General features: G+C 60.3%; 8 protein-coding genes and 3 pseudogenes. 7 read left to right on the top strand and 4 right to left on the bottom strand.

From position 1 onward, the window contains the following. Positions 1–412: 412 nt before the first annotated feature. Positions 413–972 (top strand): annotated as a pseudogene (locus tag ACLFKU_RS40430) (inorganic phosphate transporter); the annotation flags it as partial. A 10-nt stretch (positions 973–982) separates the two neighbouring features. On the opposite strand, the gene ACLFKU_RS40435 reads toward ACLFKU_RS40430, so the two are convergent. Continuing rightward, the gene (locus ACLFKU_RS40435; protein ID WP_410852949.1) at positions 983–1,600 is read right to left on the bottom strand and encodes a hypothetical protein; all 618 of its coding nucleotides are present in this window, start codon (positions 1,598–1,600) and stop codon (positions 983–985) included. A 71-nt stretch (positions 1,601–1,671) separates the two neighbouring features. On the opposite strand from ACLFKU_RS40435, the pseudogene ACLFKU_RS40440 reads away from it, so the two are divergent. From ACLFKU_RS40440 to ACLFKU_RS40450, 3 genes and pseudogenes are all read left to right on the top strand, one after another. Continuing rightward, positions 1,672–1,918 (top strand): annotated as a pseudogene (locus ACLFKU_RS40440) (transposase); the annotation flags it as partial. Positions 1,919–2,367: 449 nt separating this feature from the next. After that, positions 2,368–2,673 (top strand): hypothetical protein, encoded by a 306-nt coding sequence (locus ACLFKU_RS40445; RefSeq protein WP_410852950.1) that lies wholly within the window; start codon positions 2,368–2,370, stop codon positions 2,671–2,673. Next, complete coding sequence (locus ACLFKU_RS40450; RefSeq protein ID WP_410852951.1) at positions 2,674–2,850, top strand: hypothetical protein; 177 nt, start codon at positions 2,674–2,676, stop codon at positions 2,848–2,850. Positions 2,851–2,959: 109 nt separating this feature from the next. Here ACLFKU_RS40450 and ACLFKU_RS40455 read toward each other — a convergent pair whose 3' ends face one another. Both ACLFKU_RS40455 and ACLFKU_RS40460 read right to left on the bottom strand, forming a co-directional pair. Next, the gene (locus tag ACLFKU_RS40455; RefSeq protein WP_410852952.1) at positions 2,960–3,484 is read right to left on the bottom strand and encodes a hypothetical protein; all 525 of its coding nucleotides are present in this window, start codon (positions 3,482–3,484) and stop codon (positions 2,960–2,962) included. A gap of 444 nt (positions 3,485–3,928) precedes the next feature. Then, positions 3,929–4,329 (bottom strand): annotated as a pseudogene (locus ACLFKU_RS40460) (phage integrase N-terminal SAM-like domain-containing protein); the annotation flags it as partial. Positions 4,330–5,384: 1,055 nt separating this feature from the next. Between ACLFKU_RS40460 and ACLFKU_RS40465 the strand changes: the two are divergent. Both ACLFKU_RS40465 and ACLFKU_RS40470 read left to right on the top strand, forming a co-directional pair. Then, positions 5,385–5,687: a hypothetical protein gene (locus tag ACLFKU_RS40465; RefSeq protein WP_410852953.1), complete on the top strand. Its 303-nt coding sequence runs from the start codon at positions 5,385–5,387 to the stop codon at positions 5,685–5,687. A gap of 56 nt (positions 5,688–5,743) precedes the next feature. Continuing rightward, the gene (locus ACLFKU_RS40470; RefSeq protein WP_410852954.1) at positions 5,744–9,304 is read left to right on the top strand and encodes a hypothetical protein; all 3,561 of its coding nucleotides are present in this window, start codon (positions 5,744–5,746) and stop codon (positions 9,302–9,304) included. Between the two features lie 604 nt (positions 9,305–9,908). On the opposite strand, the gene ACLFKU_RS40475 is transcribed toward ACLFKU_RS40470, so the two are convergent. Further along, complete coding sequence (locus tag ACLFKU_RS40475; protein ID WP_410852955.1) at positions 9,909–11,048, bottom strand: ATP-binding protein; 1,140 nt, start codon at positions 11,046–11,048, stop codon at positions 9,909–9,911. 233 nt (positions 11,049–11,281) lie between these two features. Here ACLFKU_RS40475 and ACLFKU_RS40480 point away from each other — a divergent pair, with 233 nt between their 5' ends. Next, complete coding sequence (locus ACLFKU_RS40480; protein WP_410852956.1) at positions 11,282–11,692, top strand: response regulator; 411 nt, start codon at positions 11,282–11,284, stop codon at positions 11,690–11,692. Positions 11,693–12,446 lie beyond the last annotated feature (754 nt).

The raw sequence follows: 12,446 nt of genomic DNA on the forward strand, positions 1-12,446 counted from the left end.
GAGCAGGTATGCGCGTTCCTTTCAATGAGTGAAACAACCATCACCCTTCGTTTCAAGCCCAGCGGCACCGATGACTAGCGAGTTACTCGATGGACAAGAGTAACGTGTTTTCACACAGCCTCGACCCCTTGCCGACGGTCGAGCGGTCTGAGGCTATAGGGCGGGTACTGGAGTCGAGCGGCCGTTCAGCAAGCCGTCACTTCATTATTTGACGAAATTTGTAATCGACCTCACGCCTTCTCGGGATCCCCGAGATTGCGGCTCGTCCACTTGTTCTATCGTGCCAAGTAGTCCTGTTCGAGAGACTCGCATCTTCCTCGTCATGAGTTTGTCTCAGGCGGTCGGCATGGAGGCTATAACGCGCCTCGCCCCAGCGACGCGCGCGAGGAGACGCAGTAATACGTCCGCACGCGCCAGCTCGCCCGCGACGCAGATCGGCAAGTCGGGATCCTTCGCGGCGGTGCCGCTGGACCTGGTGGATAACGTGCGCAACAACATGTACCTTGTCTCCGAAGCGATCCGCCTGATGGAGAAGGCAAGTGCGTCCGCTTTCGCGCCGACGGCCCGCGCAGTAATCGACAACGACAAGAAGCAGCTCAATCACGCGACCAGGTTCATTCGGACGTGGGTGAAGGTGGCTGTGGCGATCGCGCTCTGCCTCGGCACGATGGTCGGTTGGAAGCGCGTCGTGGTGACGGTCGACGAGAAGACCGGCTGTATCCAACCTACGGGCAAGGCGCGTCGGCCGACGATGGTCGTGATACTGACCATCGGCGCCGCCGGTGCCTACGGCCTGCTGATGCCGATGACGCACGTGCTGTCGTCGGGCGTCGAGCCGGGACGATGGTAGCCAACGGCTCCGGGCAGCAGTGGCACGCCGTGCGCAGCTTGCTGGTTGCGTGGGTGCTGATGCAGCCCGTGTCGATCGCACTGACCGCCACGCTTTACTGGCGTTTCGGAAAGCTGTTCTGATCGGCGATGATCAGGTATTCGCCGGGCGGCCGGTCTTGACCGTTTCGAGCGCCTTGATGGCCGCGACGAGGCGCTTCTCGGGCGCGGCCTCCAGCATCGTGAGCGCGGCGCGCAACAGTTCGCTCTTCTTCACGCGCACGCCGTTGTCTTGGCACTTCTGCTTGAGCGTAGCGATTTTCGCGTAGTCCGACTTCGGCATCGTGAAGCTGTCGCGCACGACCTTTTCCTTCTTCACGCGCCTGGTTTTCGACTCCGGTGTCGCCTGATTCCTGGCGGCGCTGTCCTCCGCGGTCGTCTCTACGGCGGCCGTTTTAGCGGTTTCTTTCTTTGCGTTCTTCGGCGTCGTGGCCGGCGCTGCCACCTTTGTCCGTGCCTTGGCCTTGGGCGTGGCTAAAGCATTCGTTTGCGTCGTCTTGTCGGTCTTGCCCTCGGACTTTGCGAGTGCCTGCGCCTCGTCGGCGCTGCTCTTCGGGGTCGGCGTCTTGACCTCTGATGTGGTCATCGGTTCTCTCCTGTCGTGTAGATAAAACAGTATATACGGTTTATTGAACTGCGGACCGTTCGGGCCGACTTCGCAATCGAGAGCGCAAATGCCTTCCCTTTCAACGGGACAAGCGTCCGGCTGCACGTTTTCTTCCCCGAATGAGGGGTGACTCCCTGACATCACCGAGTTCCCGATTCCGGCTGGTTAGGTGTAAGCGGTTCACCATCGCCACCGACATTGCCGTGTACTTCTGCGACCCGGAACATCCCCTGAAACGCGGCTCGAATGAAAATACCAACGGCCTGCGGGGACAGTTAATTCCCGTAAGGCTTTGACCTGTCGGTCTACTCACAGGCCAAACTCAACGCCGTGGCACGAAGGCTGAACGAGCGCCCAAGGCAGACGCTGGATTTCGAAACACCGGCTGAACGATTCCATCGAACTCTTGCATCGACCGGTTGAATGCGCCGTTGCAGAACCGGCCTCGGAACGTCTGCTCGATGCAGACCGTCATCGCCTTTCGCGAAAACCCCACCTAGACGCGAACGCTATTGCTCAACTACTCTTTTGGATCCATCAAGCATTAACCGCACTCTGCCTCGTACTTTTCTGTAACTTCCTTTTATTTGCCAGCGATGCGTGAAGACACTTTCGAGCGTCGCGAATTTGCGCGCCGGGAATACGCGTTTGCTCGCCTGCGTGTGGCAACGGCCCGTCTTATGCGCGCAGATTCGTCTGCTGAAAGGGCCCGGGCTACGTGCTGGGTGATCGCCTGGGCAGGTGCGGTTGGTAATGTTCACTTTCATCGATTCGGCGAAGGCCGGGTCGGACACAAGCCGAGGCGGTAATCGTTCGCCTCGCCCCTGCGCGCTATGCGTGCGACAAGAATTCTCGGTAAGGGAGTGGCAGCCATGGACCAGCCCCGTATGAGCCTGACGGCCCCTCTCCTTGTCGCCGACTCGACACTATGGTTTTCGGCCTACGGCTTCGGCTGGGGATACAGCGCCTTCGCACTGCCATTTGAAGTTGCTTGCGAAGAGCTTGGCGCTCGCAATGAGACCGTACAGCAGGTGAGACTCGCGTTCGAGCTGAACAAACGCAGGATTCTAAAGACCGTGCAACGATATGGAGCAGCGTCTGCAACAGGCGAGCGCATAACGCTCTCGGTCGCAGATCTTCGGCGTGCGACGCCCGAATTCGACTACTTCGGAGCATAAGTGCCGACAGACGGCTATCGGCCGCACACGACCCTCTCCGGCCAGTCGGTCAATCGCGATGCCAAGGGCAGCTTTCGAGGCACAACAGCCATGTCTTACTGCGAGTCGGTCGGCAAATTCCTGACCATTGACGGTCCGCACCACGCGGCGCATTTACGCGGCACGCATTCGCAATGAGGCAGGCCCGGCCGGAGCAACAATCGACCGTCAGCAATGCGTTGGCATTTGATTGATTCTGTAGTGTGGACCGGTCAGCGTTCCCTAACAGTCACAGCGAGGGCCGCTGTCATTTCGTCGGCGCCGGCGGCCCCATCCAGTACTGCTGGTTCCACATCATATTGTTCATCATCTGCTGCTGCATGTTCAGGTACTGGTCGGTCATGTACTGGCGCTGCCGAAGCTGCTCGGGCGTGAGGTTGGAGTAGTAACCGCGCATATGCCCCCAGCCGCCTCCACAACAGCCCGGTCCTCCGCCACCCATCATTCCGGGCCCCATCATGCCGTAACCCATCATTCCAGGGCCCCATAAACCGTGCATCGCGGTCATGGCGCTTTGCATCGTGGCCCAGTGCTGCTGCATAAGGCGCTGCCGCTCCTGTGGGTCCTGCGTCTGACCAATCTGGTCCATCTGGGCCTGCATCGTTTTCATCTGCTCCTGAACCTGGGCCAGTTGCTTGTCGAATTCAGCGGTGTTGGGTGCCGGAGCTGGGGCGCTTTTCTTCGTCTGTGCGGTCTGTGCGGCCGTGGTGTCAGGCAATAGCTGGCCGCTGAAGGCAAGGCCAGCAACGACGGCAGCAATGAATTTATTCATGACAGGTCTCCTGACGTCGATAGATCGGCGAGTTACTTTGTTTACGTAATCGCATCATCGATCGTCGTGACCTCACCTCATTTGATATGGATCAGACCAGCATCAGTCAGGTAATACTCCGAGCACCGACAGACTCTCCCGGCCACCAAGATCACTCCGGCCACCGACGCAACGCACGTGACCTCCGCAGAGGTCCGGTGTCAAGGCGGAGCCGCCGTTCAATTGTCCCTGCGATAGCTCGGACGAACGGCCGCAACTGGCCCGTCTGCTGCCCGATGCGATCTGAATGCGCCGCAATGAGGTTACGCTTAAGAGCGTAGTGACGATTTTATTTCGCTTGCGTCAGGCCCATGCTGAGTTTGGGTTGCGACGCTATCGACGGGACACGAGTCTCGAGTTGACAGTTTTATCGTCGCAACGGTGACAAACTTAATACGGTCTACGGTAGGCGACCGAGAGGGCCGTCTGGTGCTTCAGGTTGCCTGTGGCGGCGATGAGCCGCCGTACTTCATCGGGGCTGAGCACGACCGGCAGCGTACGGGCACGCGCACGGGCTGCATGCGGGCCATCAGTTCGGGCTCGTGGAGCGTGATCTCGAAGAAGAACTTCAACCCGGTGATCGCGGCGTTCAGTGACACCGGCGACGTGCCATGATCAACCAGATGCAGCTGGTAGGTTCGCAGATCCTCGACGGTGGCGGTATCAGGCGAGCGCCCGAGGTATCGGGCGAACTCGCGCACGATGCGCAGATAGTTGGCTTGCGTCTTGGGGGAAAGCTGGCGCATGCGCATGTCGTCGATCATGCGCTGGCGCAACGGGCTGACGGTCGCTTGGGAGGAGGTCATGATGCGGCTCCTGTTGATGAACGAGGCGGATTGCCTCATTCGCCAACATAAAACCGCGCGACCGGCGCCTCCCTGACCTCCAGCGTCGGACCGGAGCCCCCTACCGCGCGAGCGGTTTCGTTCTCCGACCCGTTTCCGCCCCTGAGCTAGTCTCCGCGAACGTCACCAACGTGCTCCGAAGCGGCCACACGCTGTGCGGTCGGCGTCCCTGGAGGCGGCCTATTAGTGTTCGCTCTCGCTCATACTGACGAAGGATCAGGTCGTACATAGTCGACGAACCGGTTGTCGATCCATACGCGACTCTCGGTGGCTGTTGTGTGTGTGTTGTTGTTGTCCGCAAGACATCAGATGTTATGTCAATCCGTTCGATTGCCACGAAAAAATGCTAGGGGCGAAATCGAGTCACCCAGCGAATGCAGGCCGAGTTTTTGCGGTGGCCACTGCTGTCCCACCGGCACCGGTCAACCGGCGAGCGTCCGCAAATCGAGCAGGACTAGTTGGCTGTGCTCGATCGTGATGCTAGCCAAACGAATCCGTCGACCAACTGAGTGCGCCGTTTAATCAAGCACTGATGCAACTCGGGAAATAGTGCAGTCGTTCGCGTCACTGATCGGCCGTCGTCGGCCTCGCCCACACACGAACCCACGTGCCACCTTAAGGCTGATGCCATGATTGTCACAGGTCCAGGTGCGGCTTTCGGCACCCGTCTCTAGACGATTTTTTGAAAATTGTACGAGCGTCGTATTGTCAACGTAATGGAAAGCAGTAGCGCGTCACGTTGTACCGTCCGACAAGCACCGTTTTCGTCCATTTCCATGCCACCGACGCCGAATCACGGCGTCGGGCCCCTTGGTTTGAACAATCAAAGCCTACTTGGCGTAAGAGCGATCCGGCGGAATCGTCATACATTCTGTCTGCTTTCTGCCAGCTTGCAACCTATCGTTCGTTATGAATTGCGGAATGATTAAATCGCCAGTTCGACCATGGCTCTTTAAAAGGACGGTGCTAATAGCCGTTCTCCCAGTGTCACGTATTTTTTTACTGTGGAGCGCGCCATGTCTGCATCTAGGAAGGGGATGGACAGTAATCCGGTGTCCGACGAGAACTGGCCGGCTCTCGAAGACCAGCTAAAGGCAGCGGGTGCCACGCCCGGCAGCGCGCTCGACGAGTTGATAAGAAGCAACCAGGATTTCTCTGTCCTCAAAGGTGAGCGGCCGCGTCCCGACCTGCCGCCCTGGCTGCGCGTCTACTGGCGCAAGGCGCACCCAAATTCCCACGCGTACCCGCTCACGATTCGGCGCGTGCACGGGTGGCTGCTGCACAACCCGGATCACCCAAAGCTCAGAAACCGGCCGTGAACACGTAGCCAATTCCGATTCCTGTTGAGCGCACTTCGCGCGGTAAAGGAGGAGCCATGTCGTACAACGTACGTGCGTCCGGCTCGCAGTCGTTCCCCGTCAGCGAATCCGACATCCGGGGCAATTTCAACAACACCCAGCAGGTCATCGGCGGCGCCAACCGGAACGTCGCTGCTGGTGGAGGACAACTTCAGTTCTATTCCGCAGACGGTGGCCTAACCTGGGCACAGACGTCGCTCGCGTTGTCGTCGGGCGACGATTTCCATAGCGACCCCTGCGTGGACTGGACCTCGGATGGCACCGCGTGGGCGCTGACCATCGGTTTCGACTCCGCACAAACGCACCTGCGCATTCGCGCGTTCAAGTCAACTGACGCCGGCGCGAGCTGGTCCGAGGACGGAATAGTTTCGGGAACGCAGACCGAGGCCGACAGGGAAACGATGCATGTCGACCACAGCCCGACATCAGGCTTCAAGGACACAATTTACGCGACCTGGCACGCGGGCAACGACGCGTTCCTCGGACGGCGCACCTCGGCAGGCTGGCAGACTCCGTTCAAGCTCACAGGCGCCGAGACCACGGGCGAGGCGATAGGCGGCGACGTCACGACGAACGCCAACGGCGAAGTGTTCGTATTCTGGCCAGACAACGGTGGCACGCAGAAACTCTTCGTGCGCAAGTCGACCGACGGCGGCGCATCGTTTGCGCCCCCTGTCCCGATTGCCACCGCGTTTGGGCTTGGATCGTTTGAACTGACGGTCCCGGCCGACGCGAGCCGCGGGATTCTCACATACGTGACGGCGGGGGCATTCCGGACGGCGACGAAGGACCTCGTCTACGCGGCCTGGACCGACCTTACGGGGGAGGCCGGATGCACGTCTTCGGCCAACATGCCTGGCACCGACAGCACCTCGACCTGCAAGACGCGCATCTGGTTCTCGCGCTCTACCGACGGCGGCACGACCTGGAGTGTGCCCGTGATGATCAACAATCATCCGTCGAAGAATGACCAGTTCAATCCGCGGCTGGCAGTCGACGACGCAACTGGCCAGGTTGCCATCATCTACTACGACACGGTAGCAGACCCCGGGCGCAAGAAGACCAATCTATGGCTGCAGATGTCGGCCGACGACGGTAGCACCTGGAGCACGGCGTCACGCGTCACCGATGCGGAGACCGACGAGACGGTCGATGGCGCCGATGTCAGTGGAAGCAGTGCGGAAGTGTTCGGCGATCAATATGGCGATTACAACGGTATCACTGGTCTGAACGGCGTGTTCGTTCCGTGCTGGACTGACCGCCGCAGCGGCGGTCGTGAGGAAATCTGGACCGCGCTCGTGCGCACCACGCGCGACTGCTTCTTCATCGTCCAGAAGAGCACATTCGGCGAAGACGAGGTCAACGCGATTCTCGGCCAGCCACCGGCTCCGGCGGTGGTCCCAGATTGCTTCTGGGTCGCCGTCGAAGGGTACAGCCCCGCCGATCTGGGGCTGAGCACAGGCAATCTGGGCAATCCGCCGATCAAGCCAGGCATCAACATCACACCTTCGGTGTCTGGCCTTTCCTTCGTCTGCACCGGCGTCACGCCGGAAGACCTCAGCCTTCCACCAACGCTGCAGCGGATGCGCTTTGCATTCGCTGCCGTGTGGACCGACTCGACCGCGTTCGGGTTTACGGGCGATTTCGAAGATGTGACACTCTCCGCCAGTTTCACCGCGCGCGGCAGCACCGTTACCGGCCAGGCGCAGCTCCGCCTGACGAAGCAAGCGGATCCGTACGTCCTGAACGGCGCGACGTCGTGGCTCAGCATTGATCTGCGCGTCTTTCAGATTACTGCCGGCGCTTCGCGCTTCGGCATTCAGGTGCCAGACACTGGCAACGCGAGAAGCGATGCGACGTCTTTCATCCAGCAGGTCACCGATGCGTTGACGAGCGGGCAGGGCTCGACCGGCGGCCAGACCTTTGAATTCGACCTGCCGCAGGACGAAGAGGCGCCCGAATCGATCATCGAACTGGCGCCCGACGACGCTAACGGCAAGCCGGTCTTTAACTTCGGGATCGCGCGTGTACGCCTGCGTGGTCTGACCGAGGACGCCAAGCATGTTCGCGCCTTCTTTCGTCTGTTTCAGGCGCAGACGACTTCGGCGGCGTTCGATCTCAACACGACGTATCGGCGATGGAGCGATGGCCTTCCGGCCGGGCGTACGGTGCCGCTGCCAGGGGTCCAGAAAGGTGAATACGTCACCGTGCCGTGCTTCGCCGAGCCGCGCGTCGACGCGACGAGCCAGGCCCTGACCGACCAGCACGACGACCACAACGTGCGCGACATTGCGGTTGATCCTTCGGGCGCAGAAGTCCAGGCGTTCTTCGGCTGTTGGCTCGACACCAACCAGCCATCCGCAGGTATTCTTCCGCAGTCACCCGATCCTTCGAACCTTGACGGCCCTTTCGGCGGCACGCTGCTTAGCCTAGAGCAGGTCATCATACGTAGCCTGCACCAGTGCCTGATCGCCGAGATCGCGTTTGATCCGATTGCCATCCCTTTCGGTGCAGACCCATCCACGTCAGACAAGCTGGCGCAGCGCAATCTCGCGTTCGGGCCGGTGCCGAATCCCGGCGTTCAGGTTGGCTCACGCAGGGTCCCGCAACCGTTCGAGCTTCGCGCGACCGCGCCGTCCATCATCGCGCTGGGCGGCCGCCAGGATGAACTTATGCTCGATTGGGGCGGCCTCCCAGTCGGCACCAAAGGACAAATATTCCTGCCCGAGATCGACGCCGACGACGTCATTCGAAGTTGCATCCAGGCCGCGCTTTTCAGATTGCCCGTCAAGATCGACGCTAACACGCTCGAGCTCAGTGCCACTGGGGGCGTGAGCTATATCCCGATTCCCGAAGCGACTGACAAGAACTTTACCGGCCTGGTGACAGTGGACCTGCCTCAGGGGATCCGCAAGGGACAGCAATTCGATGCGCTTGTCCGGCAGGTGACGACGACCAGCGCGCGGCGGCAGCCTCCTCCGCCTCCGCCTCCGCAGCTTGAGACAGCGCGCGCTTCACGACCTGCAGCCTTCGAACCAGGTGCTAGCAATGATCGTCTTGTCTGGCGCCGCGTGAACGGGAGCTTTCAGCTCCGCATCCCCGTGAGGACCAAGGATGTACTGCTCCTCCGGGAAGAGCGCCTTTACTCGATCCTGCAGTGGATCCGGGAGACGATCCCTGCCAATAGTCGCTGGTGGCGCGTGTTCGACCGATACGTGTCGCAGATCCGCGGGCGGGTTGCGGGGTTCGGCGCTGATCCAGGGAAGATTCCTCCGACGCCAGATGGCAATTTCGGACGGCCGCATCCGAAGCCTGGCCCGAGAGACGGCGAACACCGTCTCAGCTATGTCGGCAAGATCGTCGGCGTTTCGTACGATCAGTTCGGTGACTTCGAAGGCTTCCTGCTCCAGGTCGAGGACGCCATTCATAACCTGCACACGACCGAACACCGGATGGAAAGGCTCGCGTTGAAAGCGTGGCGCCGCCGCATCCGAGTGAAAGTCATTGTCGAAGCGCACAACCGGCACGCGCCAATGTCGCTGGTGTACCTGCGCGCGCCAGAGCCGTATCAGGATTAGGCCGCGCCGCTCTTTCCGAAGGCCCGACCCTCACAATCTCAGGAATCTCAGGAATAAGGCGCAGACCCACTCAATGTCGACGTAGCGGCGAATCAACAGATGAGCAGCGCCTGGCGCTCGACCAGCTCCTGTTGCCTCACCGATCGCCCCGTCGGCAAGCTTGCCTGGTTACGGCATCGCCGGGTGAGCCACGCGAAGTGGCCCTGTCTTGGCGAGACGCATGCGAACGGATCGCTCAAACGGAAATCACCGTCGAGCGTAGGTCAGTCTGCCGAATCATCGTCGTCGCTTTGCAAAATGGCGGCTCGTCGCTCGTCAACCGACGTTCGCCAACCGACTGAGACAGACCGCTTTTGGCCGACCAGAGCCGGATGACCAAGCGCGAAGATCATGTCGGGCGCGCGCTTCATGCGAAAGGCATAAGCCGACCCTGAGCGGTCACATATCCCGTATCGCCCGAAATGACCGTTCAGTGAGATCCAACGGTCACTCGCTTGACTCCGGCTTTCAAACGGTCAAGCTCATGGTTCTGCGACGGCGGCGAAAAACGGTGATCGCGAACAGTTGCTAACCGCGCTGGACACATGCGTCAGTCTCCGAGTCGTTAGTGATTTTTTTCACTCTCCTCCTCACGAGGCAGTGATACCGAAAACACCGTCTGCGTTTCGTCGGACCGCGCTTCAATCGCGCCGTGATGAGCTCTGGCGATTTCGCGGGCTATATACAAACCCAGCCCCAAGCTCGTTTCCGCGCCACTTGCCGTCGGGCGATCCGGGCCACGGGTCAGCGGATCGAAAATGCACTCGAGCGTCGCCTGCCCAATGGCAGGTCCCTGGTTTATGACGTCGATCCGCACCTGCGTAGTATCGCCAGTCGCGTCGACCGTGACCGGAGCATTCTTCGCCCCGTACTTGATTGCATTGAGAACAAGATTCTGAAGCAATTGCTGCAGGCGCTGGCCGTCCCAGGTACCCCGTAAATCTCCACTAACGTTGAGAAGGATCTGCTTGTCGGGATGAACGGCACGAAGTTCGTCCAGCTCTTCAGCCAGCACCTGGGTCAGATCGACGTTGCGGGGCATCACGTTGATGCCCAAGCCCAGTTTCGTCCTGTTGAAATCGGTCAGATCGTCGAGCAGCGCCTGCATTCGCGCTCCGCTCCGTATGAGACGGGCCGCGGCTTCCGATACCTTGCCCCCGGCATTGAGTGCCGCGAGATAAGCGGCGGTCATCTGAATCGCCTGCAGAGGGCTACGCATGTCGTGGCCGAGCATGCCAAGAAGAAGGTTTCGATCCTCCTCGATCTGTGCTGTGAAAAAGGAAACGGATTCGGCAAGCGCCTGGTCGATCGCTTCGCTGAAGCGGATGACGTCGTCCAGATCGGCCTCGCCGGGCTCGCAATCATCCTTCCACAGGCGAAGCACGCTTGCGCGCAGCGCGCGATACTCGGCGGCTATCTGGTTGACATTGAAGCCGGCCCGTGCTCTCAGAACAGCATGTGTTTGCGCGGCTGTTTCGGTCGCGTCAATCGGGGAAGGGGCTCGCCCCACGGATTTCTGGAACTGCGCTTCCCGGCTCTGCGAAGTTCGCAGATCCTTTGCGATGGCCAGGAGGATCTCCTGTGCATCGTCCCGCAACCCCGACGGCTGCATGTTCGCCGCCGCGGGCAGCAGTGTGGCGGCGAACGCCTCCCACTGCCTCAGGATCGGCTCTGCATTTTGCGAAATAAAATCAGCAAGCCGCATTGGACTCTCCCTCGACTGGAAGGACTGGCACAGAAAAACAGGCGGCGTCCCAAGTTACCCGGGCCGTCGCTACGGCCTGGCAGACGCACCAGGGCGGGAATAGCCCATGCTGGAAGCAACGAATATCGAGCCTACCAGAAGCGCTTGCGCGTATGAATCCGTTCCTTCCCACTGCGCGATGGACGTTGCGCACTCTCCCTCAGCGACGGGGAAACGGACCGCCTCGCCTGCTCGTGATCGACGACGATGAAAAAGGGGCAGAAGCAGTCGCGGCCGCGCTCTCCGCGTCGGGATACGGGACCCGCTTCGCCGCGGGTGTCGCCGCGGCGTTGGACGCCATGGCTGCGTGGATGCCGGAGATCGCCTTGCTCGACATCAACATGCCCGGCACCGACGGGTTCGGATTCGCTCGGCAATTGCGAAGTGACGCCCGTACCCAGCATCTGGTCCTTCTGGCATTCACCGCGTATGACGAGGTTACCGTCCGCGCAAATGGGATTGCGGCCGGCTTTGATGGGTACTGTCAGAAAGGTGCCCCTCCTGACTTGCTGTTAAGTCTGCTCCGACAGATTTGCACCGTAACTGGATGCCCTGGCTCATCATCGAATCAAGCGCGGCGAGGCGAAGCTCCCATATCTCGCTGAGTGCGTGGAAACAACGCTCCATATGTTGCAAGCATTGTTCAGCGTCTGCCCGATATGCACCGTCCGCGGCAAGACGAGCGACAAGCGTCCGCTGTCGCTGTAACCGCTCATGAGCCAGGCGGACCCTCTTTCGGGAACCTTCTTCCAGGTACTTCAACACGGTCATAAATTCTGTGTCCATGTCGGTACGCTCGCAAGAACGCGTCATCCCAATCCACGGTCAACAGTGTGGCTGTCACGCGTTAGATGTCTCCGCAGCGACTGAAGCAGATTGCGAGTTGACGAGACGCAGAAGTCGGTGAGTGCGCAGGGATCAGCATTCGCGCACGAGCGGCTCCTGCATATCTTACAACGGAATCTTTTAGTGACTCGCACGCAAGCAAACGCCGGTTCAAAGAGAGCCTTCGTCAGCACGGTTGATTGGAAATGCTGCACCAAGATTCGCGGATGTCCGGTATCGGCACGAATTGGGGCTTTTGTATGTCCGTGAAGGTTCGTTGGCGAACGGCAGAAGTTGGCCGGTTGTGTGAGCTCGCCAACGGCCGCTTTGAGGTGCTCCAGTTCGCAAAACCGTGATTCGACTGACTGACCGCTTTGGAGGGGGGCGTCTGACCGTAGTGGGTCGGGGGACTGATATGACTTTCCGTGTCAATCGCGATCGGTTCTCGGTCTGGGTACATCTGAATTTCCTGAGGGCGACGTAGCAGTACGTCTCGACGGTGGGTCACACTGATATCCGCGGGTTGGTTACCGC

The sequence above is a fragment of the Paraburkholderia sp. EG304 genome, assembly GCF_046543485.1.
GTDB classification, from domain to species: Bacteria; Pseudomonadota; Gammaproteobacteria; order Burkholderiales; family Burkholderiaceae; genus Paraburkholderia; species Paraburkholderia youngii.